The organism is Nitrosococcus halophilus Nc 4, from assembly GCF_000024725.1.
Classification (GTDB): Bacteria; Pseudomonadota; Gammaproteobacteria; order Nitrosococcales; family Nitrosococcaceae; genus Nitrosococcus; species Nitrosococcus halophilus.
This window is the reverse complement of sequence record NC_013960.1, coordinates 2,592,388-2,616,868: the sequence shown is the minus strand read 5'-3', so window position 1 is coordinate 2,616,868 and position 24,481 is coordinate 2,592,388. Positions and strand designations below refer to the sequence as shown.

Below are 24,481 nucleotides of genomic sequence, written 5' to 3'. Positions count from 1 at the left end.
AGACTAATGCCGCTCACCTAATACCAATTTCATGCCATCTTACATTCTATATATTCAGTCTCAACAATCACTTGAAGCCTTCCGCGATCAAGCCAAATCCAACTCTAGCTCAACGGCGATGGGGGGCTGCCTATGGACAGACAGCGTGGTCTATACTAGTTTGATAACCCTATTCCCTACTAAAGAAATGACTACACTGATACCAAGATTGATTCGTGCGGGAGCCCTTGCTCTGGTGATTCTATTTTCAAGCCCTATCGTTTGGAGCCAGGAAGAGATTCGCACCACCGATGCCGATCAAAAAAGGGTGGCGCTGACCATCTACAACAATGACTTGGCCATGATAAAAGATCAGCGTCGGGTAGCCTTAAAAAAAGGGCATAATATGCTGGCTTTCATGGACGTCAGCGCCAACATCCAACCTGAGACCGCCCTTCTCCGTAATCTCTCCCAACCCCAGGGTTTCTCTATTATCGAGCAAAACTATGAATTTGATTTGCTGACCGCCCAAACCTTGATTCAGAAACATGTGGGACGCGAAGTGGGCGTTATTTACCGCCACCCCACTACCGGAGAGGAAACCATTGAACAGGCGACTCTGCTCGCCGCCAACCAGGGAATAATCCTGCGCTTCGAGGACCGTATTGAGACAGGGATCTCCCCCTCCCGCCTGGTCTACCAGGATATTCCCCAAGACCTGCGAGAGCGCCCCTCTCTGATTTTGCAACTCCATACGGCAATATCAGGAAAACAGGAGCTAGAACTGAGTTATCTTACCAGTGGCCTAAGCTGGAAAGCCGATTATGTGGCTAAACTCAATCAAAGCGAAGATCGCTTTGATCTAAATGGTTGGGTGACTCTCACTAACCGCTCCGGGACTGCTTACCAGGATGCCCATCTGCAATTGGTAGCGGGCAGCGTCCATCGGGTTACTCCGGTAGCTGACTACGCCAAGCGCCAAGCGCGAGAGGCCATGGCGCTCGCTGAGGCTCCCCCCATGCGAGAAGAGGCTTTACTGGACTACCATCTGTACAGTTTGGAACGCACCACAACCATCAAAAACAATCAGACCAAACAGGTCGCTTTGTTAAGCGCCCAGGAGGTCACCGTTCATAAACAATATGAACTCCGCAGCCATACGCCCCATCTCTACTACGGCCATTCCCAAGCCTCCTCCATCTTAAAGCCTCCGGTCATGGTTTACCTCCATTTCGATAACACTGAAAAAGCGGGACTGGGCCTCCCTTTGCCAGCGGGTATCATCCGAGTCTATAAGCAAGATTCCAAGGGCAACACCCAATTTGTCGGGGAGGATCGGATTAATCATGTCTCCAAAAACGACTCCGCCAAACTAAAACTAGGACAGGCCTTTGACGTCACCGCGGAAAAACGGCGGACCGAGTACCGCAAACTAGATTCCAACTCCTTTGAAGCCTCCTTTGAAATTTTGCTTCGCAATGCCAAAAAGGAATCGGTTCTGGTGAAGGTCGCCGAATTTATCCCCGGCGACTGGCATATTCTCACCGAAAGCCACCCCCACCAACGGGAAACGGCCAACACTGCGCTCTGGCAACTGCCTGTCCCGGCAGAGGGCCAAGTCACCCTCACCGTGAGCTTCCAAACTCGAACCTAGTCCTAAGCCATGGGATACTAAATGCCTAATTGGGGGAGATCCGCACCATGAACATCATCCACCACGCCTTGGTCTTAAACTTACACCAGCCGGCAGGCAATCTGGAATACTTGCTGGAGCACAATCCCTGGGAGGCTAAAGAGATCCTCTATGCCCTGGACCGGATGCCGCGCGCCCTCTGGGGTTATGAGGATGTGGCGCGGGTTCATCTGGCCTTATCGGGCACACTCCTTGAGACCCTCTCCAATCCTAACTTTCAACAGCGCGTGTATGGGATTGTCAAATGCGGTGACTTGCTGTGGCATCTACAAAATACCGCCCTATTTGAGATCCTGGGCAATGCTTACTATCACCCGGCCCTGCCCTTGATTCCCGGCCCGGATCGGGAAGAGCATATCAGGCGCTGGCTCGGCATCGGGCAGTCCCTTTTTGATCGAACCCAATTCACTGGCTTTTGGCCGCCGGAGATGGCCTTTACCATGGAATTGATTCCCCTGCTGAAGAAACATGGGTTCCGTTATGTCCTGGTAGACAGCCTCCATGTGGAGCCTTTAGAGGAGATGAGTTGGCAGGAGCTCCGCTACCGCCCCCATATTGCCGAGTATGGAGGTGAAGAAATCATTGTCGTGGTCCGGGATCGGGAACTCTCCGATGCCCAGGAAGCTGGAATGGAGTTTGATTGGTTCCTTAATGAGCTCTACCATCGGACCCAAGGGTGTGACTTCCCGCCTTTGGTCACCACCTGTAGCGATGGAGACAATGGCGGCTGGTTCCGCAATACATCAGAGGAAGGTAACTTCTGGGGAATATTTTATCAGGAGCTGTTGACCAAGGCCCGCCGGGATAATGCCTTCCTCCGCCCCACTTTTGTCCATGATTACCTGGATAAATACGGTGCCAAGGGCCGAGTTAAGGTGAACACCGCAGCCTGGAATACCGGCGACCACTCAGGGATTGATTTTGTCCAATGGACCGGCTCTGAGCTTCAAAAGGAGGCCCTTAAACGAGTCGCGGAAACCAGCGCAACCCTCCATGAATTAAAGCAAAAACAAGCTGACACTCAAGCACAGGACCCGGAAATAGCCCAATTACTTGATGAGGCTGAGTGGCGCTTGTTACGCTCGGAAACTAGTTGCCACTTTTACTGGGGGGAGGCTTGGACTCATCGCGCCCACCAAGATTTGGATGCTGCCTGGGCCCCAATGAACGCTGCAGCACAGAAACTTAAAGTTCACAGTTAAAGCCCGCCCCTACAAAAACCTGAGTTACGTAGGAGATACAGAGCACAGCGATGAGCACCACCGAAATGGAAAAGGAATCGGTGAGTTTGTTGCAGGCCATCCCTGGCCCGCACCCTGCGGGTGTATTACGCACGACCCGATTCGCTCCCAGCGAGAATCGGTCGCTACGCCCAATCCGCCCTACCCATAAAGGGATTCCCTAGCCACCTTTGAGCATCATTCTTATGCCCATTAATCTTCAGAGGAGGGGCCTAGCAAAATACCATCTACCTGAAAAGAACTGTCAATCCTGCTGCACCCAGCAATACAGGTGTTTCGCTCCGGAGAATCCGCGCCACCAGTAAACATATCTGCGCAAAACTCTACGCATTTAGTGTAATCAATGCGGGATACTCCAGCGCTTTGCGTCCTTACAGTAATCTGCCCATCCTGAGACTGAGAGTTAGTTTGATTACCCGTACCTAGCCCTTGCGCTTCTACCCCGGTGCTCGTACCCATTGCCACCAACAGCAGAGGTAAAACCGTCAAAATGAATCTTGAGCGCACCATTTCGAACCTCCTCTAGGTTCTTTTGCCTGCCGCAACGACCTATGCTCGATAACCGATTTCCCAAATCCAGAACACGGTACCTAGGGGCTCTCTCTAACAACCGCGCCAGATCAGGAGTCATTACAAGATAAGGATAGCCTCTTCGTGCGCACAACACATGCCACTTGCTGGCTCCGCTCTTAAACCTCTTGGTAGTATTGTTTTGCCGGATACGCGACGCTTAATCCGGCCTACGGGGTGTTTATCAGCGCCTCCTAGGCGAGGTCATTGCCCGAAACGGATAGGCTTAGCCTCCCCTTCATTTGCTCAATTCTCCCCATTTAAAACACGACCACCCTCTTCATGGCCACAGCGCACGCTGCTTGCTCTAGCCGTTCACTCAGTTTGGGCTCGAAAAAGCCTTCCCGTGTAGAGCAAAGCCCTTTCGTTGGCGGCAGTCCTTGCGGTAACTTCCACCCAGACTTCCCGGATCTTACGGTCCAGGGGGTGCTTAAACTCCCAGCCGACTGGGCCTAGACGGTCATCCCCAAAGACCTTGCGGACATCATCCCGCTGAAGCCCGGTAGGGCATAGATGAAGTTTTTCGTTGGCCTTGATCTCGACGGCGGGCAACACCCCGTCATCCAGAGAAGCCGCCCAACCTCGCAGATATAACTGGCCGGACTCCAAAATTCGCCGCTCATCCACCCAACCCCAAGGGCCGCGCCGGAATGATTGCAATCCTGACAGGTCCCGATCCTGAGCCTTGGGAACCACATAAATATCCTGCTCGTGAGCTAAACCCTTGGGGATACGAAAATAGGGATGACCCTCAGCGCTTGCCTTGTGGAGGGCTTGCCCCACAAAGGACTCACCGACAAAGGTGGTGCCATAGATCTTAGGATCCAATTGGCTGTTTTCGCTGTGGGGGTTAAATAAAATACCCTCCGCTGGCAGACTCAATCCAGGGGGGAGGAGCGCTTGATCATGGACACTAAAACATAGCATTCCCTGGGGAGTCAGCAAGGAAAGTAGCCGCTGCAGCCACCGCTGGAACAGATCGGGAGGCAGGTGTGAAAAAAGGGAAGCCACCCAGATGAAATCAAACCGCCTGCCGGCTTGAAACTGCTCCGGGTCAGCACTGGACTCCACCGCTTGGACGTTGAATTGTTGAGTAACAAAGGCAAGAGCGTCTTTTTGGATTTCCGAGACCCAGACATTAGCGGCGGGCAAACTCAGGGTGAGAAACCTGACCAGCCGACCAAAGCCACAGGCGAAATCCAGAAAGGCAAAATCAGTCCCTGGGTTTGGAAAGAACGTTTGCAGGATCTGTTGCGCGGCAAAATATTGCTGCAAAGCCACATTGTAATACTGACTCAGGGCCGCGTTGGGATCCCGATGATGCCGCAGTGAATGAAGAAGCATCTGGTCATTGGGATGGATAGTCGTATTGAGCCCCCTCCCAATGACCCCACTGTCGAGCCGCCGATAGTGACGCCAAACGGCCTGCTTGAACCGCTCATCCCGGCACAGCGCATCCGCCTCAGCCCGCAAATCCTGCTCTATCGGGTCGATATTTTCCATCCAGGTCCTTGTTTATTGCGGCAGCTGAAGCCAGATGTCTCTGCCGGAATATCAAGATAAGGGACAACTAGCTGGAAACGTCCATATGCTCGATAATCGCCTTTCCAAATCCAGAACAGGGTACTTGGGTGGCGCCTTCCATCAATCGGGCTAGATCGTAAGTCACCCTCTTGGCGGCGATAGCCCCCGAAATCCCTTGGATGATGAGATCCGCCGCTTCATTCCAGCCGAGATGACGCAACATCATTTCCCCTGAAAGGATAATGCTGCTGGGATTGACCCGATCCTGACCGGCATACTTGGGGGCCGTCCCGTGGGTGGCCTCAAACACGGCGACCCTATCCCCCATGTTCGCTCCCGGCGCCATGCCAATTCCCCCCACTTGGGCCGCTAAAGCGTCAGAAATGTAATCTCCATTAAGATTCAGGGTCGCAATGACATCATATTCCTCGGGGCGGAGCAGGATCTGTTGGAGAAAATTATCGGCAATCGCGTCTTTGACAATAATTTTGCCGCCGCTTTTAGGATTCGTGAATTCACACCAGGGCCCCCCATCAATGGGCCGGGCGCCAAACTCCTCCTGGGCCAAGGCATAACCCCAGTCACAGAAGGCGCCTTCGGTAAACTTCATGATGTTCCCCTTATGCACTAGGGTCACCGAACGGCGATCATTATCGATGGCGTATTGCAGGGCTTTGCGGATCAGGCGTTGAGAACCTTCCTGGGATACCGGTTTAATGCCAATGCCGGAGCTTTCCGGGAAACGGATTTTTTCCACCCCCATCTGCTGTTGTAAAAACTCAATGACCTGCTTCGCCTCCGGCGAACGGGCCGCCCACTCGATCCCGGCATAGATATCCTCGGTATTTTCCCGAAACACCACCATATTGGTGCGGGAGGGATCAGCCAGAGGGCTCGGCGTGCCCGAAAAATAACGGACCGGCCGGATACAGGCATAAAGATCCAAGGTTTGGCGGATCGCCACATTAAGAGAACGGATACCTTTGCCGACCGGCGTGGTTAGCGGTCCCTTGATAGACACCACGAATTGCCGCAGGACATCCAAAGTCTCCGCCGGCAACCATTGATCGGCGCCATACACTTGCGCGGCCTTCTCCCCTGCATACACCTCGGCCCAGGCCAGGGAACGCTCTCCCCCATAGGCCTTCGCCACCGCCTCATCCACCACCTGGCGCATCACCGGGGTGATATCCACCCCAATGCCATCCCCTTCTATAAAGGGAATGAGGGGACGGGCGGGGACTTCAAGGCTGTAGTCCTCCTTGACGGTAATGGGTTCGCCATCGGAGGGAAGGGAAATCTTGTCATAGGCCATTAGGGGTTCCTTCTCAATAACAACAACTCGAAAAATTAGGTTTGCTCTTTACTATAGCATTTCCCATTTAAATTAGACGTCAGTCTCTCGGCAAAAATGCGACGCCCCTACGAGCCGCCAAAAAGCGTGGGCTGTGCGCACGAAGAGGCTCAGGGGCTAGCGGAGAAGAGCAACAGAAAAAACTTAAGGCTCATAGCCCAAAATAGACCTCAGCCAACGCTCCACCTGCTCCACGCTCATGCCCTTACGGCGGGCATAATCCTCCACCTGATCCTTTTGGATCTTGCCGGTGCCGAAATAACGGGCCTCCGGATGGGAAAAATACCACCCCGAGACCGCGGCGGTGGGGACCATGGCATAACTCTCGGTGAGGATTATGCCGGCATTTTCATCGGGCTGGATGAGTTGCCACAGAGTGGCTTTTTCCGTGTGATCGGGACAGGCCGGGTAGCCTGGCGCGGGCCGAACTCCTCGGTAATTTTCGTTAATCAGTTCCTCGTTGGTGAACGCCTCATCAGGGGCATAGCGCCAGAATTCCTTGCGCACCCGCTCATGCATGCGTTCGGCAAAAGCCTCGGCCAGGCGATCGGCGACGGCTTTGAGCAGAATATTGTTGTAATCGTCATGGTGCTCCATGAATTCTTGCAACCGCTCATCAATCCCCAGGCCCGCGGTCACAGCAAAGGCGCCGAGATAGTCCGCCACTCCGGTCTCTTTAGGAGCGATAAAATCCGCCAGGCAATAGTTGGGCTGCCCCCCCCGGCGGGCCATTTGCTGGCGGATATGATGCAACGTGGTTAACACCTCCCCCCGGCTTTCATCCGTATAAAGCTCAATATCATCATCGTTGACGGTATTGGCGGGGAAAAACCCAATCACCGCCCGGGCTTGGAGCCACTTTTCCTCCATCACCCGCTTCAACATGGCCTTGGCGTCCGCCAACAATTTGCGGGCCTCCTCGCCCACTACCTCGTCCTCCAAAATCTTGGGATACTTGCCGGCCAACTCCCAAGCGTGGAAAAAAGGCGTCCAATCGATGCGGGCGGCCAGTTCCTCTAAGGGATAATCCTCAAAGGTCTTAAGGCCGAGGAAAGTGGGTTGCGGGGGAGTATAGGCCGCCCAGTCCGTCTCAAGCTTATTGGCGCGGGCTTGAGCCAGGGGGGTATGGCTTCTTTCTGTTTGCTGTTCCGCCCGCCGCTGCCGCATTTGGCCATATTCTTCCGCAATCTCGGCGGCATATTCGGCTTTGATGGTGGGATTGAGCAGACGCTGGGCAATCCCCACCACCCGGGAGGCATCGGGCACATAAACCACCGGCTGGGCATATTGAGGCTCAATTCTGACCGCCGTGTGCATTTTGGAGGTGGTCGCGCCCCCAATGAGCAAAGGCACATTAAAGCTCTGGCGCTCCATTTCCTTGGCCACGTGGACCATTTCATCCAGGGAGGGGGTAATCAATCCGGACAGGCCCACAAAGTCACAGGACTGTTCCTTGGCCGTTTGTAGAATTTTCTCTGAGGGCACCATCACCCCCAGGTCGATGACTTCGAAGCCGTTACATTGCAGCACCACGGCCACAATGTTTTTACCAATATCGTGGACATCCCCCTTGACCGTCGCCAACACGAGCTTACCGTGGCTTTTGTAGGACTCCTTTTCCTTTTCCATATAGGGCAGCAGGTAAGCGACCGCTTTTTTCATGACCCGGGCCGACTTCACCACCTGGGGCAAAAACATCTTGCCAGAGCCAAACAGATCCCCCACCACATTCATGCCATCCATAAGGGGGCCTTCAATCACATCCAGGGGCCGCTTCGCCGCCAACCGGGCCTCCTCGGTGTCTTCTTCCACAAAATCGGTAACACCCTTGATCAGGGCATGGGCCAGGCGTTCATTCACCGGTAACTCGCGCCAGGCCAGGTCCTCCTTGCGCTCGGCAGCGCCGCCGGCGCCCCGGTATTTTTCAGCAATGTCCAACAATCTTTCCGTGGCATCCGAACGGCGATTGAGAATGACATCTTCCACCCGCTCCCGCAGATCGGAGGGAATCTCATCATAGACCGCCAACTGCCCGGCGTTCACTATCCCCATATCCATGCCCGCTTGAATGGCATGATAGAGAAACACCGCATGGATGGCCTCCCGGACCGTATCATTGCCCCGGAAGGAAAAGGAGACATTGGACACCCCCCCTGAAACCAGGGCGGGGGCCAAGGTCCGCTTGATTTCCCGGGTCGCCTCGATAAAGGTCACCGCATAGTTATCATGTTCCTCAATCCCCGTGGCCACGGCGAAGATGTTGGGATCAAAAATAATATCCTCCGCCGGGAAACCGACTTTTTCGGTCAGCAGCTTATAGGCGCGGGCGCAAATCTCCACCTTGCGTTCCTTGGTCTCCGCTTGGCCCTGCTCATCAAAGGCCATAATCACCGCCGCCGCTCCATAACGGCGGACTTGCTTAGCCTGCTGGATGAAGGGCTCCTCCCCCTCTTTCAAGGAAATGGAATTCACCACCCCTTTCCCTTGAATGCACTTAAGCCCGGCTTCGATGACCTCCCATTTGGAAGAATCAATCATGATCGGCACCCGGGAGATATCCGGCTCGGCAGCGATGAGATTCAGGAAACGGACCATGGCTTTTTGGGAGTCCAACAAGCCCTCGTCCATATTGACATCGATGATCTGGGCGCCGTTTTCCACCTGTTGCCGCGCCACCTCCAGGGCCGTTTCATAATCTTCTTCCTTGATGAGGCGGCGAAAACGGGCCGAACCGGTGATATTGGTGCGCTCCCCCACGTTCACGAACAGGGAGTGCTCATCAATATTGCTCGGCTCCAGGCCGGAAAGCCGGCAAGCTTCCGGGCGTTGGGGAATTTTTCTGGGGGGATACTTTTCCACCGCTTCCCGGATGACGCGAATGTGCTCGGGGGTGGTCCCGCAGCATCCCCCCACAATATTCAAAAAGCCCTCTCGCGCCCACTCGCCGATTTCCTTGGCCATTTCCTCCGGAGTTTCGTCGTAGCCCCCGAATTCATTGGGCAGCCCGGCATTGGGATGGGCCGAGACATAGGTATCCGCCAGGCCGGAGAGCTCTTCCACGTACTGCCGCAACTGCTTGGGTCCTAGGGCGCAGTTGAGACCAAACGCCAAAGGCTCCCCGTGGCGCAAGGAATTCCAAAAAGCCTCGGTGGTCTGGCCCGACAAGGTTCGCCCGGAAGCGTCGGTAATCGTGCCCGAGATCATGATCGGGAGACGAACTTCTTGATCTTCAAAGTATTGCTCAACCGCGTAAACTGCCGCCTTGGCATTGAGGGTATCGAAAATGGTCTCAATCAGGAGGATATCCACGCCTCCCTGGACGAGGCCATGAATCGACTCCCTATAGGCTTCCACCAACTTATCGAAAGAAGTGTTGCGAAATCCGGGGTCGTTGACATCCGGAGAAATGGAAGCAGTGCGGTTAGTGGGCCCCAAAACACCGGCCACGAAACGGGGGCGATCCGGGGTCTTCGCCGTCATCTCATCGGCCATTTCCCGAGCCAGTTGCGCCGCTGCCTGGTTAATCTCCACAACCAACGCTTCCATCTGATAATCGGCCATGGCGATCCGGGTGGCGTTGAAGGTGTTGGTCTCGATAATATCAGCGCCGGCTTCCAGGTAATCCCTATAAATTTCCCGGAGGATCTGAGGCTGAGTCAGCACCAACAGGTCATTATTCCCCTTGAGATCGCAGGGCCAATCGGCAAAGCGCTCCCCGCGGTATTGTTCCTCGACAAGCTCATAGCTCTGAATCATGGTACCAAGCGCCCCATCTAGCATTAAAATGCGCTTGGCAAGTTGGTCCTTAAGTGCTGCAATACGTGGAGATTTTAAAGACATAATGATCTCTAGAGTCTATTTCCGCAATTTAAGCAAAAGATTGTGAGTCTCTCTTTCCTGACTGAATAAGTCAACTATTGTTCATTGGAACCTATTGATACCCTACCGACCTATTCCATGAATGAATTCTAGCAGGCTTTACCTAAGCGGTTATTCCGACACCACCGGCTTAGGCTACATTAGTCGCCCTACCCTCCTAATTTATTTGCCTATTGGTAATGATGTCCCATGAGTAAAAAGTCCTCTGTTTACAAACGGCTGTTCGTTCTTGACACCAATGTGCTAATGCATGATCCTACGGCGATATTCCGCTTCCAAGAACATGATATTTATTTGCCCATGATTGTGCTGGAAGAATTGGATTCAGCCAAGAAAGGCTTATCAGAAGTCGCGCGTAATGTTCGCCAGGCGACCCGCTTTCTAGATGACCTCCTAGAGCAAATCGAGCGCCCCGAGGATATCAATCAGGGTCTCCCTTTACCAGCCACGGTCAACACCGGCAACGGGGAAGTCAATGACGCCAGTGGACGCCTTTTTTTCCAGACTCAAGAACTGAGTATCTCCCTACCGGAAGCCCTCCCAGGCCAAAAACCCGATAATAGTATTTTAAGTACCGCCATGGCCCTCCAGGAAGTGCATCCTGATCACACGGTCACTTTAGTCTCCAAAGATATTAATCTGCGGATCAAGGCCACCGTATTGGGTATCCATGCCGAAGACTATTATAACGATAAGGTGCTAGACGACGTGGATCTCCTCTATAAAGGCAGTTTCGAGCTTCCCCCTGATTTCTGGGAAACCCATGGGGAAGCCATGGATTCTTGGAGTGAAGGGGGACGTACATTTTACCGAGTGAGCGGTCCCCTGGCCAAAGAGTGGTATCCCAACCAGTGCCTTTACACGGAAGGCGAAAATAATTTCGAGGCCCTGGTCCGTCGCCGGGAAGACGAGACCGCTATCATTGAATTGGTCCAAGACTACCGCTCTTCCAACCACACGGTCTGGGGCATTTCCGCCCGTAACCGGGAGCAGAATTTTGCCCTTAATCTGCTCCTGGACCCGGAAGTGGACTTCGTAACCCTCCTGGGAATGGCCGGTACCGGCAAGACCTTGCTCACCCTCGCCGCCGGACTCACCCAAACCCTGGAGACCAAACTTTATCGGGAAATCATCATGACCCGGGTGACGGTGCCCCTCGGCGAGGACATCGGTTTCCTGCCCGGCACCGAAGAAGAAAAAATGACCCCCTGGATGGGCGCGCTCATGGACAACTTAGAAGTCTTGACCAAACCCGATATGGGAGGCGAATGGGCCCGAGCCGTTACCAACGATATGCTTCATAATCGAATCAAAATCCGCTCTCTCAACTTCATGCGCGGACGGACCTTTCTCAATAAATTTATTATTATTGACGAGGCCCAAAATCTTACTTCCAAGCAAATGAAAACCTTGATCACCCGCGCCGGTCCAGGCACCAAATTTGTTTGTCTGGGCAATATCGCCCAGATTGATACTCCCTACTTGACGGAAACCACCTCAGGTTTGACCTACGCAGTGGACCATTTTAAAGCCTGGGAACACAGCGGTCATATTACCCTGCTGCGAGGAGAACGTTCCCGGCTCGCGGATTTTGCTTCGGGCGTGCTGTAGCTCGAGTTATGACAGCATAGCCAAGGGGCCGATCACGGCATTCCCGTCCCGTTTGGGCACATGGGTATAGATCTGGGTGATGCGAATATCTTGATGGCTTAAGACCCATTTGATCCAAAAAATGTAATCTTTTAAAGCTTCAAGTGGTTATTTGGACTGAAACTATAACCATGCAAAATTACATGACATTGGGATAACAATTCCTGAGCCGTCGAGCAAACTCGCCATCAGCCCTGCTCTGCTTCTGGTTTCTACTGTAATCGAGAAACCTCTTTCCGGCTTAAGGCTACCGGTAAGCGTTAGAGTCTTTTTGCTCTTACCACAGAAGATAAAGCGCTTGTCTCAGCTCCAATTTCTTGTCTCAGCTCCAATTTAAAGATACGCCTATTTCGTCCGTATACTGAAATGGCGAACACGGATAGCTTGGCGGACCTGCTCTAAAAAAGGGAATCTTGCCATGCAAGAATCAAGCTGTATTAAATGTTGCTTAATTCTACATAGCATATTTTAAATCAATTGTGGTTTAACTCACAATACACTGATTATAAAATAAAAATTATTTATTTTGGATTAACTAAATAGTATCATACGGAGAAAAATTCTCTGTTATAAGGTAGATTTTTTATATCTACTCAATGTTATGCATAGGAAAAATCATGGCAGCTGATCACAGATTACAGGACGACGCGGGAAATCGGATTCCCTATTCGTGCGGGAACCGGCGCTACCGAACGAATATTGAGAAGGGATGTCGGCATGGCGAATTCTCGGAAACGCTTGGAAGTGTGTTTGAAGAACCGTTAATCGATAATGGTGGTTGGACTCTATGGCTGGAACATGCGACTGAAATAGAAACAGAGGCAGAAGTGTACTGGTTCATGTGGTATGCGCCAGATGGAATCCCGACAATCCCTCTAAGTGGGATCTTTGATCGTGCCGACCTGGCGCGAATGAATAGTATGCTCGCTCAATTCGTTCCGTGAGTGGGCTAATCAATGTTAGGCAAACCCTCAAAGAGCGCGTGAATAATAAGGATATTAAATGGCCGAGTTGAAAATAAAGTATCAATACGAGCACGGGGTAGCTGACGCAGGCAAGTTAGAGCTTTATGACGCGGCTGTTGCTCTCAGGGGTATATCTAGGGCAAGTGCGATAATTACCCATGCATTTATAAACGGAGAGGTGAGAACGCGCGGCGACGCTGCTGAAGGGGCAAAGTTCTATATCAATAGCCCTAAACGAGGTAGCTTTATATATGAGGCGTCTATATGGTTCGCCGGAGCAGTGTCTAGTGGGGTTTTCTATGACTTCATAAAGTACGGGTTTAATGAGGCGGTCGGAAAATTCAACAATGACGAATATTACAAAAAACTGAATGAGCGAATTGAGCCTACGATTGGAGAGCTGCCAGCGGTATTAGAATCGCCATTGGATGAAATCCATCGTCCTATTAGGCAAGAGAAGGAGATAAAACTTACGGTAATGCGCCCCAGAGGCGAAAAGCTAGCGGTATTTGATTCTGAAACAGCGCTTTACCTGCAACCACAAACGGTCCCCGCGCCCCACGAAATATCAGGTAATGTGACAAAATATAACTCTCTCACAGGGTGGGGAAAGTTCTATGACCTAATAGAGCGAAGAACGGTGTCGTTCAATATTGATCTTAAATCGTCTGAGCGTCAGCGTTCTTTAATTACATGGTCATTACATGAGCATAATATGCACCGAGATGGTTTGCTATATCTCAGTGCAAATGCAGTAATTGCGCCAACAGGGAAAATTAAGAGGTATATTGTCCACAATGTCAGTAACACTCCGTTTTCTTAGCCTAACAAGGCCAGGCAGAGCGACCCGTTTTTCGTTGCGCTTTGCTCCACTACAAACGGTCGCCTGCTGGCAGCGTTGGGCGACAGTACAAATTCGATAGATAAGAAACTCTACTACATGAAAGCGTTGTGGCTAATAATGGCAATCGCATCTTTCTTGCTTACGGGTTGTGCCACTGTAAGAGCGGTCGATGAATCAAAGGTTAATCAAGGATTTTCTCCACAACTTGGAGTAGAGTCCGAAGCGTACGTTGGTTCGACAATATTCAAGCAATTCAATTACACTTACAGGCCATCTTATTCATTGGAGTCTAGCCATACCGAGTCAGTCGGATTAGGGGGCAAGATAGTTCTCTCTCCGGGCATGAATCTTTTTCCGCTAGCTCTTGATGGGGCAAAATGTTTGGCAACAGCGGATAAGGTTTACCATGACCTGATCGTCGGTCCTCAAGCTAGAGTTTGCTTTTTTGATGAAAACGGTGACCAAGAGTTTGAGTATGGCAAATATGCACCGGGCACTGTGTATTTTAAATACACTCCATCTGTGCCAATTCGTTATTCGACGGGCGAGAAGATATCGGAAACGCCGGGCTCGTTCAGCTATGAACTGGTGTTGACGTCTGTTGGACACGATGCTTTGGAATTCATGTATCGAGAATACAGGGGAAATCTGGCCCGCCCTGCATTTTTCCAAAACGTGAAGTACAACATCGGTAATTTACCTACGAAGGTTCGGTTCCAAAATGTCGAGATTGAGATCCTTGGAACTTCTGATAATGTCCTCCGTTATAAAATACTCAACGGCTTTTGAGAGATCCAACCCTTGTTGCCCAACAATGCGTTGCAGGTAACGCCTAGCCCGCTACGCGTGCCATCCGGAACCGGGGTCAGGTCTCGCATATTGTTATAGTTTTGAAAGCTTGACGACAATTCTACTCAACCCCCCCCTCTGCCGAACGAAGGCTCGCAACACTAGAGCCAGAGGCCGACACTGCAAGGCCAACGATTTAGCCACCACCACCTCTGCCCCTTCCCTATCCCCCATCGCCAACCGCTTCACGGCAACCTGCTCTCAGTATTTAGCTTGCAAGTAAAGGAAAGCAAGAGGTCAGATACCGTCTTTTGAGTCAAGGGATTTAAACAGCGAAGTAGGGTTCAAATGGGGTTTTGTTTTTTAGAACGCCATAGATGAGATGAACGAGTTTTCGCATGGCGGCACCGACGATAGTCATTTTGGGTTTTCCAGCGGCGAGCAAGCGTTTTTTCATCTCGATTAAAACGGGATTGAATCGGAGGGCCACCAGAGCGGGCATGAAAAACGCCTTACGCAGTGCCCGTCTGCCCATTTTCGACATCAATCCTCGCTGAGGCAGTGAGGTGCCAGATTGTCTTATTCTCGGCGAGACCCCAATAAAAGCTGCTAGGGCTTTAGCATTACGGAACCGGCTCACGTCACTGAACTCCGAGAGTATGACATGAAGGGTGGCCTCACCGATGCCAGGGATAGAGGCTAACAGCTGTTGGCGTTCTTTTAGGTTGGGATGCTGCGCGATATGCTCATTGATCAGTTTCTTGGTGTTCTTAATCTGTTTTTGGAGAAAGCAGAGGTGTTGATTAAGTTGTTCTTCAATAATTTCTGAGGCCGCTTCTAGGCGATTGAGTTCCTGCTGGCGCATGCTGTTTAATGCTTTAGAAAAAGAGGTGAAAAAGAGGTCAGGTCTTGTATATTGTTATCTATGAGTTCGCAGTAATATTTTATTCATGCCCCTTTCTTTGCGAAAGGTAATCGGTGCATCCTTTGTTTACCCTCCCCTATTTATTCGCACATCAGGAGCAAAACCAAATTCGCATAGAAACAAAAACAAGTTGCGTATCGCGCAATAATAGTATATTTTTTATACCATATCTCTATTCGAGTTTGACGTATACTCCGAAAAGGGGTCAGATCTTGTCTATTGCCGTTTGGGGAAGTAGGCAACTGCCAATTCACCGCTTGTAAACCTCCCGGCGATTGCCAATCCGCACCACCAGAATCAGCAATTCGCTATCCTGAATATCGGCGATAATACGATAATCACCGACACGATATTTCCAGAACTCGCCCAGCTTCGCGCCCTTGAGGGGATCACCGATACTGCGCGGGTCGTCCAGCTTCGCGATCCGATCATTCAAAAAGCGTAGGATTCGCTCCGCTATCTGTTTATCCAGTCCGTGCAGGTTTTTTTGCGCCAGTCCCGACAACTCAATCTGCCAGGCCATATTGCTTCATGACGTCTTCCAGAGGCACGGGGATGCTGCGACCCGCACGAACTTCTTCTAGCTCACGCTCGGCCAAGTACACGTCTTCCAGATCATCAATGTACTCCAGAATGGCTTGGCGGGCGTAAAAGGTTTTGGTGCGCCCGGTAGCAGCGGCCAGCGCCTCCAGACGTTCCTCTATCTCCTTGGGGAGTCGGATAGCCAACATGGGAACCTCCAAACAGTCGATTGCTATACGTGTATATCATAGCATGGCAGGTCGGAAAAGTGGGACTACCATGACTGGCTTGAATCGGAAGGTTTTCATGCTTCTTTTGCAAGTATCCGTCAATGCCGTAACATACCCCCATGTATGCCGTCGCCGAAACCGGGATCTTCCAGCGCTATGCAGCCTCGATCTGGTCGGAGCAGGAGCGTGAGGCGTTCATCAACTGGATTGCCGAAAATCCCTTGTCTGGAGAGGGCATTCCCGGCTCTGGAGGTTGTGCCGCAAGGTGCGCTGGGCGCGTTCCAGGATGGGCAAACGTGGCGGTGTGCGGGTGGTTTATTTCAACCGGCTGGATAACGGCGAAATATGGTTGCCGGTAATCTACGCCAAGGCAGTACGCGGCAATATCCCGGCGTATCTTCTCAAGGCTATTAAGAGCATGGCTAAATCACCAATGACAGGCGAGGAATTTGGGCAAAAAAACTGCTGGAATCAGTACGCCAGATGAAGGCGGGCCAGGCGGCGCGGGTGACCCACGTAGAGGTCCCGCCCCTGGTGGAGGTACGCAGTTAAAAAGGGGTCAGATACCGTCTTTTGAGTCAAGGGATTTAAACAGCGAAGTGGGGTTCAAATGGGGTTTTATTTTTTAGAACGCCATAGATGAGATGAACGAGTTTTCGCATGGCGGCACCGACGATAGTCATTTTGGGTTTTCCAGCGGCGAGCAAGCGTTTTTTCATCTCGATTAAAACGGGATTGAATCGGAGGGCCACCAGAGCGGGCATGAAAAACGCTTTACGCAGTGCCCGTCTGCCCATTTTTGACATCAATCCTCGCTGAGCCAGTGAGGTGCCAGATTGTCTTATTCTCGGCGAGACCCCAATAAAAGCCGCTAGCACAAAAGGGGTCAGATCTTGCATATTGTTATTTATGAGTTCTTAGTAATATTTTATTCATGCCCCTTTCTTTGCGAAAGGTAATCGGTGCATCCTTTTTTTACCCTCCCCTATTTATTCGCACATCAGGAGCAAAACCAAATTCGCATAGAAACAAAAACAAGTTGCGTATAGCGCAATAATAGTATATTTTTTATACCATATTTCTGTTTGTAACGGATTCTGTTGATGGTCTAAAGAGGAGTTGCAAGCTGTCTCCGAGTACGAGATGTTGAGGGTTAGCACAACCCAACCCGACATATCGACACCCGGAGGCAGCGATGGATACTGTAGCGCATGAAGCGTGGAGAGGCTACCGAACGATTCGACTAGGATTAGCGGAAGCGGACTACGAACGGTTTATGAGCGATAGAGAATTTGCCAAGAGGGGGCTTGATAAAGGCTATCGAGAGCACCCGGAATTGTTTCCCGAGCAGTGGGATAAAGGCGATGTGCTCTACGGATTTACCCCGCAGTCGCGCAAGCAAGGGCTTCGCTGCCGGCGTATACGCCTTAGGGCAACGAGGGCGGTGTTTACCGTGGCCCCGTCGTTTGTGATGCCCTACATGAGCGCGAGGGTCGAGCAGGTTGAAAAGGCGCTATTTTTGATGCGTTTTCATGTCCCGTGTTGGGCGATTGCCCATGTTTTTAGGCGTGATGCGATGTATGCAAAGAAATTTGATTCCGAGTTTGACAGCGGTAAGGACATGACTCATGCCTTGGATATTTCCAAAGCGCGTCGTCCACTTCAAAAGCAAAGGCGTATCAATGTAGATTTTCCAGACTGGATGATTGAATCCCTCGACAGGGAAGCTAGCCGGCTGGGAGTGACGCGCCAGTCGATCATTAAAGTTTGGCTAGCTGAACGCCTCGAACAGACGGCTTCTAACAAACGTAGTAAGTCATGAGGATTATCACTAATGCCTTATTCAACATAGAAACATTAGAAATGATCGAGGGTGATTTACCTCAAAGAGCAAGAAAGATGGTTATGGAATGGGCCTCTATGTACCAGAAGGATCTTATGGAAATGTGGGAAAAACAAGAGTTTCAAAAGCTCCCACCTCTGAAGTAATAAAGTTATGCAATACCCAAGAATACGTTCAGCAAAAGCTATCAATAATCATGTTTTGCTTATAGAATTCGAAAATCATGAAAGGAGAAAATACGATATTACTCCTTTGCTAGAGAAAGAAATGTTTTATCCTTTAAAGGATTCAGTATTATTTAAAAATGTACAAATAGAAAAAGGAGGATACGCTGTCTATTGGAATGATGAAATTGATATAAGCGAGCATGAGCTATGGGTACATGGAACACCGATACCTTAAACGGTTGCATGCAGCCAGTACGTAAAGGGATCAGGTCTTGCTTAAAGCATAGCTAAAGGGGTCAGTAAGGAATGGCACTTAGTTAAGCTTAAGGGACTAATTTAAAAGAAGGAAAGCTAGTCCAGTGATAAACTCATTGTGACCCAACAATTTAATTATCACGGGGTCGAGCTTTCATGTCTAGTCATAGCAAAGTTGTGCGTTGTAAACAACAACGAATTCAAGCGCTAGTAAAAAATAGCGATTCGTATCACTTTTTTAATCTACTGACGGGAGCGGAGCTGTTGTCGGTGGTAGAACAATGGTTACCGGAGGAGCACCGCAAGCGCCAGTTCCCCCCCACAGAAACCTTATCCATGTTTTTAGCCCAGGCCATGAGCGAAGAGCGTTCTTGTCAAAAAGCGGTGAACGATGCGGCCATCAAACGCGTGGTGGGCGGTTTATTGCCGTGCAGTACGGCCACGGGAGGGTATTGCCAGGCGCGGCAACGGCTGCCGTTAGGGATGGTCTCGGCGCTGGCCCGTTACACCGGTGAACTGATAAACGAGCAGCTCCCCGAGCACTGGTGCTGGCATGGCAGGCGGGTTTATTTAATCGATGGGACCACCGTGACGCTACCTGATACGGCGGCCAATCAGGCTGTTTACCCCCAGCAAAGCAGCCAAGCACCTGGCCTTGGATTTGCCATTGGCCGGATGGTGGGGGTGCTCAATTTGTCTAGCGGCGCGCTCACGAATGCCTCATTGGGTCCTTAAGCGGTAAAGGTTCGAGCGAACAGAGCTTACTTCGCTCAATGCTGGAGACGTTTCATGGCGGTGATGTGGTGCTGGGAGATGCGCTTTTTGGCACCTATTTTATGTTAACGGCAATGCTTGGACGAGGCATTGATGGCGTGTTTGAACAATTGGGGGCACGCAAGCGGGTCACCGACTTCCGTCGGGGCAAACGCCTCGGTCCCAAAGACCCTCTGGTAGAGTTATACAAGCCCCAATCTAAACCTGATTGGATGAGCCAAGAAGACTATGATAGCGCACCGGCGTTGATCACCCTTCGCGAGTTGAAGGTCAACGATAAAGTATTGATAACGACCTTGCTTTCATCTAAAGCGTTCCCGAGACAGGAGCTTAAGGCGCTTTATAAAAAACGTTGGCACGTCGAGGTGGACCTTCGAAATATTAAAACCACGTTAGGGATGGAGACACTGAGCTGCAAAACGCCGGAAATGGCCGAAAAAGAAATGTGGGTGTATTTTCTAGCCTACAATCTTATACGTTTACTCATGGCACAATCAGCCTTACTTGCCAATGTGCTACCAAGACAGCTTAGTTTTAAACACACTGTGCAGCTGTGGATAGCCTGGAGCCAGCAGAGCCAAGCCGCTGGCGTTCAAGCAGATGAAGGGATGTTATTTGCCTTGATAGCGCAGAAAACGGTCGGAAATCGCCCTGGGCGTATCGAGCCAAGAGCGGTAAAACGAAGGCCTAAACCCTTTTCACTATTAATGATCAATCGAGAGCAAGCCAGGGATAAAACTAAAAAACAGGGGCATCCTAAAAAGCTTAAAGCTTAACTAAGTGCCATTCGGGTCAGTAAGCACTTAGATTTTGGTGGGTACGGCGCTGACACACCTTAACCCACCCTACTGAAAAAGGGCTTTTCCAGCAGTTTTTCAAGTTCTCGGGGAAGCACCAAATAACACTTAGAGTTCCAGCTTCTCCTTGATATCAGTACTCCATTGGAGTATATTAACTTAAGCATGATCACTGTCGCTGAAACTCAACCCTATCGTAAAAAAGCCTAAAAACTACTCTCAGAAGAAGAAAGAAATGATTTAATTGCTTATCTTTCTGAGTACCCTGCTTCAGGGACTATCATTCAAGGCACTAACACTAACGGTGTCAGAAAACTTCGATGGGCAAGAAATGATAGTAGTAAAAGTGGTGTATACAGAATAATTTATTACTTTGATTATTAGAGGCAAAGAAATGGGTAAAGCTTCCGATGAAATTCATGCTGGTTTACAAGATGCTCTCAACCATGAAAAGGGTAAGAAAAATGGTGTCGTTGAGCACAAGCCACGCCATGTGGACGTTAAAGCAATACGAGAAAAGACGGGTATGAGTCAGCAGCGCTTTTGTGCGACTTTTGGTATTTCTTTAGGTACCTTAAGGCACTGGGAGCAGGGTTTAAGAACACCCAGAGGTACAGCTTTGGTACTCCTAAAAGTGGTAGATAAAAACCCGAAAGCCGTCATTGAGGCAGTCGCAGAGCAAGCAAAATCTACCCCATAATGGAAGACACTTTGGTCCATTTCGGTGAGCGGGAATTGGCGCATCACGTTTGAGTTTCGGGATGGTAACGCTTACGTAGTAAATTATGAGGATTATCGCTAATGCGTATGCATAATCCACCACATCCGGGCGAGTTTATTCGTGAGGTCTATATCACACCTTACGGTATTAGTGTGCGAAAGGTAGCGGCAAGTCTTGGCGTATCACTCTCGACCCTGAATCTCTTATTGAACGGTGAGAGCAACATATCGCCTGAAATGGCTTTGCGCTATCGAAGGCTTTAGGTCGTACGCCGGAGAGCTGGCTTGCGATGCAGGACCAGCACCAAGGGAAGCTGAGTTTGCCACTGCTTGCAAAAGAGGCTTGGCGAGAGAATCCAGGGCATAGATGTTGAACTATTTAGCTATTAGGCATTACACAGTTTGCGCCACAGATTGAATTTGTAAACATGGCAAGAAAAATCAGAGAACTTATCCAAGATCTAAAAGAAGCTGGGTTTTACGAAATATCAGGTGGTGGTAAAGGATCGCATCGTAAATTTGCACATGCCAAGTATGCCGGTGCCGTGACACTCAGCGGAAGGTCTGGTGACGATGCGAAACCTTATCAAGAAAAGCAGGTGAAACAAGCTATAGAAACGGTGAAGAAATGAAAAAGATCGATCAGTATCATAAATGGGTCGAGTGGAGTGAAGAAGATCAAGCTTATATTGGAAAATGCCCTGACTTGATTACAGGAATTCACGGAGATGATCCGGTAAGACTATACGGTGAATTATGTGAGGTTGTTGAAGATGTTATTCGTCATTTCGAAGAAGAGGGGCGTGCACTTCCTAGTCCTCGCATTAGGCCTATGCAGGAAGTAGTGTAAATCTCTAATAAACGGCAAGTGAGTAAAAGGTTGTAGGACAAATGGGTCAAGTCTTGCTTGTTGCCATAAGTAGTTTAAGTACCCCAGCGAAAGTTCTGAGGATTTTGTTTTCCTGGCCTCTCATCCCTCCTCTTCGTGCGCACAGCGCACGCTACTTGTCGGCTTGTAGGGGGGCGCGAAAACGACCACATTTCCCCCCAAAATTTTTACAGAGATACTTAGTTTTGAAAGCTCGACAACACTTCTACTCAGCGCTCCCCTGCCGAACGAAGGCTCGCAAAACCAAAGCCAGAGGGCGGCGTTGCAGGGCTAACGACCTGGCTACCGCTGTCTCTGCCCCTTCCCTATCTCCTGCCGCCAGCCGCTTCACGGCAACCTGTTCCCAGCGCTTAGCTTGGCTTTCGATATGCAGCAGCCGCGATAGCTCCATACCGCAGCGGTGGCATTCCCTTCCGCCCTTGTAGCGGGCGCCGCAATTAGGACAACGCTCCATCAGCTCTCTAGATAGTAGAGAATATCCGACAGTTCATCGACGGCGGTCTTCAAGGCCGCGCTGTCCTTGGCGGCCATGGCATCCCGGATAGTCTCGATGAGATCAACCATGTCCTCCCGATCCTCGGGGGTCGCCTCTTCCAGCATGCGCTCGGCCTTTTCCACCAAAGCACCGGCCTGAACCAGGGCATGTTGAAGCTGCGCTTCCTCCGTCTCCTCTGCCTCTATAATCTCCCCCTCCTCGACGGCTTCTTCCTCGAAGAGGGCGTTGATCCGTGCCTGGGCTGCCTCCATCTCTTCCTGCTCATAGCGCCGAAGCGCATTGTCAATGGTAATGGATTTTTCCAGGCCAGTGCTTTTCTCCACCGCCGAGACATTTAGCACCCCGTCTAGATCCAGGGATAAGCGCATCACAATGGGATTGCCAGCGGGCACCTTGCTTAAGCCTTCAACGAGAAACCGCCCGATCAGCACATTATTCAAGGCATCCGGGTCCTCACCTTGATAAATTTTGACGTCCACTGCATTCTGATTATCATGGACGGTATAGAATACCTCGCTCTTGGTGACCGGAATGGGGCTGTTCTTGTGGATCACGGGCACGAAACGATCCAACGTAGGAATGCCGTCGATTTCCCCCAAGGCGCTGGTGCCAAAAGTATAAGGGGTAATATCCACCAATACCGACGAGACCTCCTGACCGGCAATCATGGCGGCCTGAATAGCCGCTCCCATCGCCACACACAGGTCCGGGTCCACTTCGCCTCGCGGCTGCTGCCCCAGTTCTTGCTCGAGTTGCTCGTTCACCAGAGGAGTACGGGTAGCCCCCCCGACTAACAAAATTTCGTCGATATCGGCGACCGTGAGCTTGGCACCCTTAAGGGCAATATGCACTGCCTCCAAAGTTTCCCGGATATAGGGCTCGATCATGGCTTCATAATCGCCCCGGGCCAGCTCCAGGGACAAGTGCACCGGTTGGCCATCCTGCTCGAGGAGGTACTCCTCCTCAACGGTTACAAAGGGCTGATCGGACAAAGCGATCTTGGCCGCCTCCGCTGCCCGGCCAATGCGGGCCATTGCTTGGCGGGAGTCCCTGGCATCCACCCCGTGCTGCTTTTCCAAATGGCGGAGCAGATGATCGACGATCTTATGATCAAAATCGTCGCCCCCCAGATGATTGTTGCCGTGGCTGGCCAATACTTCCACCACCTCGTCCTCCATCCGGACCAGGGAAACATCGAAGGTACCGCCCCCCAGATCGTAGACCAGGATGTGCTTAGCGCCATGATGGGCGGCCTCATAGGAGAGCGCAGCAGCGGTAGGCTCGTTGATAATACGCACCACTTCCAGGCCGGCGATTCTGCCCGCTTCCCGGGTGGCCTGACGCTGGGCGTCATTAAAGTAAGCCGGAACCGTGATGACTGCTTTGCTTGCAGGCCGCTCCAGATAACGCTCGGCGATGGCCTTGAGGCGCTTGAGGATAATGGCGGAGATCTCCTGGGGCGCGTAACTTTTGCCCGCCATCTCCACGGTCTCGTCGCTGCCCATCTGGCGTTTAATGGACTTCACGGTGCGCTCGGGGTACAGGGGATACTGGTTCTTAGCCGCCTCCCCCACAAGGAGGGCACCGTCATCCCCCACTCCCACGAATGAGGGCAGGATTTTACTGCCATTTTCGTCGGCAATGACCACCACCTTGTCCCCCTGAAAGACAGCCACCTCTGAGTTGGTGGTGCCCAGGTCAATGCCGATAATTAGTTCGCTTTTTTCATTCACGGTTTGTCGTCTCGCTTGTTGACCTTTACTTCAGCCGGACGCAGCAGCTCCTCATCCCAGAGAAATCCCTTGCGCAACTCGCCGGTGACAATGCCCTGAGCTTGGTCAGGCCGAAACTCCACCTCCAGCACCCGCATGGTATGGGGATCAAGAGGCTTGTCCAACACCTCCAGGGCTCGAACCCGGTAATCTCCCAGGATTCGATCCAGCCGCCGCAAAGTCATCCCCTGTCCTTCCCGCAAGGATTCGAGTAGCTGATTCTGCCGCCGGCACAGTCCTGGAAGCAGTGGACGCCGGGACGGTATCTCCAGCTCAAGGCCGGCCTCTAGACGATCGCGCAAATCCAACAGCTCCAGCAGCAGAGGGCGCAAGGTCTGCCGCCATAGGGTTTTCTCCGCCGCCCGGCGGCTCTCCAACTCTCGGGACAGGGATTCATTTCCCGCCTGGAGGGTGGCAAACACCGACTTAAACTGCTCCAGGGCTTCTTTGACCTGGCGGGACTCCCGCTTGACCTCGGTCCTCAGCCCAGACAGCTCTGCCAACAGGGAAAAGGCCTCTTCCTCCAGTGCTGGCTCGTCCCCCGCTTGCTCCAGGTAGGCACGGAACTGGGCTATCAGTTCTTCCTTCACCGCTTGATCCATA

25 protein-coding genes and 3 pseudogenes are annotated in these 24,481 nt (G+C 51.4%); 17 read left to right on the top strand and 11 right to left on the bottom strand.

Translation table 11 applies throughout. The annotated features are described in order from the left end of the window. The first annotated feature begins 187 nt into the window (after positions 1-187). The 3 genes from NHAL_RS12360 to NHAL_RS21215 are packed head-to-tail and all read left to right on the top strand — an operon-like array spanning position 188 to position 3,077. Entirely contained in the window at positions 188-1,633 is a 1,446-nt protein-coding gene (locus NHAL_RS12360) for a DUF4139 domain-containing protein (protein WP_238985347.1), read from the top strand. 47 nt (positions 1,634-1,680) lie between these two features. Next, complete coding sequence (locus NHAL_RS12355; protein ID WP_013033483.1) at positions 1,681-2,874, top strand: glycoside hydrolase family 57; 1,194 nt, start codon at positions 1,681-1,683, stop codon at positions 2,872-2,874. A gap of 50 nt (positions 2,875-2,924) precedes the next feature. Next, positions 2,925-3,077: a hypothetical protein gene (locus NHAL_RS21215; protein ID WP_013033482.1), complete on the top strand. Its 153-nt coding sequence runs from the start codon at positions 2,925-2,927 to the stop codon at positions 3,075-3,077. A 721-nt stretch (positions 3,078-3,798) separates the two neighbouring features. Here the strand turns inward: NHAL_RS21215 and NHAL_RS12345 are convergent. The 3 genes from NHAL_RS12345 to metH all read right to left on the bottom strand — a co-directional run bounded on the left by NHAL_RS12345 (position 3,799) and on the right by metH (position 10,201). Next, positions 3,799-4,986 carry a class I SAM-dependent methyltransferase gene (locus NHAL_RS12345; RefSeq protein WP_013033480.1) on the bottom strand — a complete coding sequence of 396 codons (1,188 nt, stop codon included), beginning with the start codon at positions 4,984-4,986 and terminating at the stop codon, positions 3,799-3,801. Positions 4,987-5,053: 67 nt separating this feature from the next. Beyond that, complete coding sequence (gene icd, locus NHAL_RS12340; RefSeq protein ID WP_013033479.1) at positions 5,054-6,322, bottom strand: NADP-dependent isocitrate dehydrogenase; 1,269 nt, start codon at positions 6,320-6,322, stop codon at positions 5,054-5,056. Positions 6,323-6,505: 183 nt separating this feature from the next. After that, the gene (gene metH, locus NHAL_RS12335) at positions 6,506-10,201 is read right to left on the bottom strand and encodes a methionine synthase (protein ID WP_013033478.1); all 3,696 of its coding nucleotides are present in this window, start codon (positions 10,199-10,201) and stop codon (positions 6,506-6,508) included. Positions 10,202-10,429: 228 nt separating this feature from the next. On the opposite strand from metH, the gene NHAL_RS12330 reads away from it, so the two are divergent. From NHAL_RS12330 to NHAL_RS19865, 4 genes are all read left to right on the top strand, one after another. Then, positions 10,430-11,851 (top strand): PhoH family protein, encoded by a 1,422-nt coding sequence (locus NHAL_RS12330; protein WP_013033477.1) that lies wholly within the window; start codon positions 10,430-10,432, stop codon positions 11,849-11,851. A 656-nt stretch (positions 11,852-12,507) separates the two neighbouring features. Continuing rightward, positions 12,508-12,834: a hypothetical protein gene (locus NHAL_RS12325; RefSeq protein ID WP_013033476.1), complete on the top strand. Its 327-nt coding sequence runs from the start codon at positions 12,508-12,510 to the stop codon at positions 12,832-12,834. Between the two features lie 58 nt (positions 12,835-12,892). After that, a complete protein-coding gene (locus NHAL_RS12320; protein ID WP_013033475.1) occupies positions 12,893-13,678 on the top strand; it encodes a DUF7946 domain-containing protein in 786 nt (261 codons plus the stop codon). A gap of 117 nt (positions 13,679-13,795) precedes the next feature. Next, positions 13,796-14,488, top strand: a complete 693-nt coding sequence (locus NHAL_RS19865) for a hypothetical protein (protein WP_049780645.1) — start codon at positions 13,796-13,798, stop codon at positions 14,486-14,488. Positions 14,489-14,581: 93 nt separating this feature from the next. Here the strand turns inward: NHAL_RS19865 and NHAL_RS21210 are convergent, their stop codons facing one another. From NHAL_RS21210 to relB, 4 genes are all read right to left on the bottom strand, one after another. Next, complete coding sequence (locus tag NHAL_RS21210) at positions 14,582-14,737, bottom strand: hypothetical protein (protein ID WP_157862562.1); 156 nt, start codon at positions 14,735-14,737, stop codon at positions 14,582-14,584. A gap of 76 nt (positions 14,738-14,813) precedes the next feature. Further along, a complete protein-coding gene (locus NHAL_RS12310; protein ID WP_049780643.1) occupies positions 14,814-15,353 on the bottom strand; it encodes an IS110 family transposase in 540 nt (179 codons plus the stop codon). A gap of 310 nt (positions 15,354-15,663) precedes the next feature. Beyond that, on the bottom strand, positions 15,664-15,936 hold the full coding sequence (locus tag NHAL_RS12305; RefSeq protein ID WP_013033472.1) for a type II toxin-antitoxin system RelE family toxin: 273 nt from the start codon (positions 15,934-15,936) through the stop codon (positions 15,664-15,666). Continuing rightward, on the bottom strand, positions 15,920-16,144 hold the full coding sequence (gene relB, locus NHAL_RS12300) for a type II toxin-antitoxin system RelB family antitoxin (protein WP_013033471.1): 225 nt from the start codon (positions 16,142-16,144) through the stop codon (positions 15,920-15,922). Before relB ends, NHAL_RS12305 begins: the two co-directional genes overlap by 17 nt. Before the next feature lie 307 nt (positions 16,145-16,451). Between relB and NHAL_RS21625 the strand changes: the two genes are divergently transcribed. Next, complete coding sequence (locus NHAL_RS21625) at positions 16,452-16,652, top strand: hypothetical protein (protein WP_203434320.1); 201 nt, start codon at positions 16,452-16,454, stop codon at positions 16,650-16,652. Between the two features lie 100 nt (positions 16,653-16,752). Here the strand turns inward: NHAL_RS21625 and NHAL_RS12290 are convergent, their stop codons facing one another. Beyond that, positions 16,753-17,064: an IS110 family transposase gene (locus tag NHAL_RS12290; protein ID WP_049780642.1), complete on the bottom strand. Its 312-nt coding sequence runs from the start codon at positions 17,062-17,064 to the stop codon at positions 16,753-16,755. Positions 17,065-17,741: 677 nt separating this feature from the next. Here NHAL_RS12290 and brnA point away from each other — a divergent pair. The 9 genes and pseudogenes from brnA to NHAL_RS12260 all read left to right on the top strand — a co-directional run bounded on the left by brnA (position 17,742) and on the right by NHAL_RS12260 (position 21,571). Then, a complete protein-coding gene (brnA, locus tag NHAL_RS12285) occupies positions 17,742-17,987 on the top strand; it encodes a type II toxin-antitoxin system BrnA family antitoxin (RefSeq protein ID WP_041355697.1) in 246 nt (81 codons plus the stop codon). Next, the gene (locus tag NHAL_RS20530) at positions 17,984-18,154 is read left to right on the top strand and encodes a DUF4160 domain-containing protein (RefSeq protein WP_013033469.1); all 171 of its coding nucleotides are present in this window, start codon (positions 17,984-17,986) and stop codon (positions 18,152-18,154) included. The genes brnA and NHAL_RS20530 overlap by 4 nt, the downstream gene beginning before the upstream one ends. A 7-nt stretch (positions 18,155-18,161) precedes the next feature. After that, entirely contained in the window at positions 18,162-18,410 is a 249-nt protein-coding gene (locus NHAL_RS12280; RefSeq protein WP_013033468.1) for a DUF2442 domain-containing protein, read from the top strand. A gap of 176 nt (positions 18,411-18,586) precedes the next feature. Continuing rightward, positions 18,587-19,980: pseudogene (locus NHAL_RS12275) on the top strand (IS4 family transposase). Positions 19,981-20,395: 415 nt separating this feature from the next. Then, on the top strand, positions 20,396-20,701 hold the full coding sequence (locus NHAL_RS12270; RefSeq protein WP_013033467.1) for a helix-turn-helix domain-containing protein: 306 nt from the start codon (positions 20,396-20,398) through the stop codon (positions 20,699-20,701). Positions 20,702-20,710: 9 nt separating this feature from the next. After that, positions 20,711-20,803: pseudogene (locus tag NHAL_RS20525) on the top strand (type II toxin-antitoxin system RelE/ParE family toxin); the annotation flags it as partial. Further along, positions 20,803-21,095 (top strand): annotated as a pseudogene (locus NHAL_RS20520) (HigA family addiction module antitoxin). The pseudogenes NHAL_RS20525 and NHAL_RS20520, both read left to right, overlap by 1 nt. Positions 21,096-21,149: 54 nt before the next feature. Next, complete coding sequence (locus tag NHAL_RS12265) at positions 21,150-21,353, top strand: type II toxin-antitoxin system HicA family toxin (RefSeq protein WP_013033465.1); 204 nt, start codon at positions 21,150-21,152, stop codon at positions 21,351-21,353. After that, positions 21,350-21,571 carry a hypothetical protein gene (locus tag NHAL_RS12260; protein ID WP_013033464.1) on the top strand — a complete coding sequence of 74 codons (222 nt, stop codon included), beginning with the start codon at positions 21,350-21,352 and terminating at the stop codon, positions 21,569-21,571. Before NHAL_RS12265 ends, NHAL_RS12260 begins: the two co-directional genes overlap by 4 nt. Before the next feature lie 244 nt (positions 21,572-21,815). Here NHAL_RS12260 and NHAL_RS12255 read toward each other — a convergent pair whose 3' ends face one another. The 3 genes from NHAL_RS12255 to NHAL_RS12245 are packed head-to-tail and all read right to left on the bottom strand — an operon-like array spanning position 21,816 to position 24,480. Beyond that, positions 21,816-22,064: a hypothetical protein gene (locus NHAL_RS12255; protein WP_013033463.1), complete on the bottom strand. Its 249-nt coding sequence runs from the start codon at positions 22,062-22,064 to the stop codon at positions 21,816-21,818. Then, a complete protein-coding gene (locus tag NHAL_RS12250) occupies positions 22,064-23,839 on the bottom strand; it encodes an Hsp70 family protein (protein WP_013033462.1) in 1,776 nt (591 codons plus the stop codon). The genes NHAL_RS12255 and NHAL_RS12250 overlap by 1 nt, the downstream gene beginning before the upstream one ends. Next, on the bottom strand, positions 23,836-24,480 hold the full coding sequence (locus NHAL_RS12245) for a nucleotide exchange factor GrpE (RefSeq protein ID WP_013033461.1): 645 nt from the start codon (positions 24,478-24,480) through the stop codon (positions 23,836-23,838). The genes NHAL_RS12250 and NHAL_RS12245 overlap by 4 nt, the downstream gene beginning before the upstream one ends. Position 24,481: the final 1 nt, after the last annotated feature.

Coding starts and splice junctions, on each gene's coding strand:
- NHAL_RS21215 (WP_013033482.1), top strand. CDS start 2,925: ATGAGCACCACCGAAATGGAAAAGGAATCGGTGAGTTTGTTGCAGGCC.
- metH (WP_013033478.1), bottom strand. CDS start 10,201: ATGTCTTTAAAATCTCCACGTATTGCAGCACTTAAGGACCAACTTGCC.
- icd (WP_013033479.1), bottom strand. CDS start 6,322: ATGGCCTATGACAAGATTTCCCTTCCCTCCGATGGCGAACCCATTACC.
- NHAL_RS12255 (WP_013033463.1), bottom strand. CDS start 22,064: ATGGAGCGTTGTCCTAATTGCGGCGCCCGCTACAAGGGCGGAAGGGAA.
- NHAL_RS12270 (WP_013033467.1), top strand. CDS start 20,396: ATGGGTAAAGCTTCCGATGAAATTCATGCTGGTTTACAAGATGCTCTC.
- NHAL_RS12245 (WP_013033461.1), bottom strand. CDS start 24,480: ATGGATCAAGCGGTGAAGGAAGAACTGATAGCCCAGTTCCGTGCCTAC.
- NHAL_RS20530 (WP_013033469.1), top strand. CDS start 17,984: ATGAGGATTATCACTAATGCCTTATTCAACATAGAAACATTAGAAATG.
- NHAL_RS12260 (WP_013033464.1), top strand. CDS start 21,350: ATGAAAAAGATCGATCAGTATCATAAATGGGTCGAGTGGAGTGAAGAA.
- NHAL_RS12330 (WP_013033477.1), top strand. CDS start 10,430: ATGAGTAAAAAGTCCTCTGTTTACAAACGGCTGTTCGTTCTTGACACC.
- NHAL_RS12265 (WP_013033465.1), top strand. CDS start 21,150: ATGGCAAGAAAAATCAGAGAACTTATCCAAGATCTAAAAGAAGCTGGG.
- brnA (WP_041355697.1), top strand. CDS start 17,742: ATGTATGCAAAGAAATTTGATTCCGAGTTTGACAGCGGTAAGGACATG.
- NHAL_RS12290 (WP_049780642.1), bottom strand. CDS start 17,064: ATGCAAGATCTGACCCCTTTTGTGCTAGCGGCTTTTATTGGGGTCTCG.
- relB (WP_013033471.1), bottom strand. CDS start 16,144: ATGTTGGCTATCCGACTCCCCAAGGAGATAGAGGAACGTCTGGAGGCG.
- NHAL_RS12345 (WP_013033480.1), bottom strand. CDS start 4,986: ATGGAAAATATCGACCCGATAGAGCAGGATTTGCGGGCTGAGGCGGAT.
- NHAL_RS12355 (WP_013033483.1), top strand. CDS start 1,681: ATGAACATCATCCACCACGCCTTGGTCTTAAACTTACACCAGCCGGCA.
- NHAL_RS12305 (WP_013033472.1), bottom strand. CDS start 15,936: ATGGCCTGGCAGATTGAGTTGTCGGGACTGGCGCAAAAAAACCTGCAC.
- NHAL_RS12280 (WP_013033468.1), top strand. CDS start 18,162: ATGCAATACCCAAGAATACGTTCAGCAAAAGCTATCAATAATCATGTT.
- NHAL_RS19865 (WP_049780645.1), top strand. CDS start 13,796: ATGAAAGCGTTGTGGCTAATAATGGCAATCGCATCTTTCTTGCTTACG.
- NHAL_RS12360 (WP_238985347.1), top strand. CDS start 188: ATGACTACACTGATACCAAGATTGATTCGTGCGGGAGCCCTTGCTCTG.
- NHAL_RS12310 (WP_049780643.1), bottom strand. CDS start 15,353: ATGCGCCAGCAGGAACTCAATCGCCTAGAAGCGGCCTCAGAAATTATT.
- NHAL_RS12325 (WP_013033476.1), top strand. CDS start 12,508: ATGGCAGCTGATCACAGATTACAGGACGACGCGGGAAATCGGATTCCC.
- NHAL_RS21625 (WP_203434320.1), top strand. CDS start 16,452: ATGGGCAAACGTGGCGGTGTGCGGGTGGTTTATTTCAACCGGCTGGAT.
- NHAL_RS12320 (WP_013033475.1), top strand. CDS start 12,893: ATGGCCGAGTTGAAAATAAAGTATCAATACGAGCACGGGGTAGCTGAC.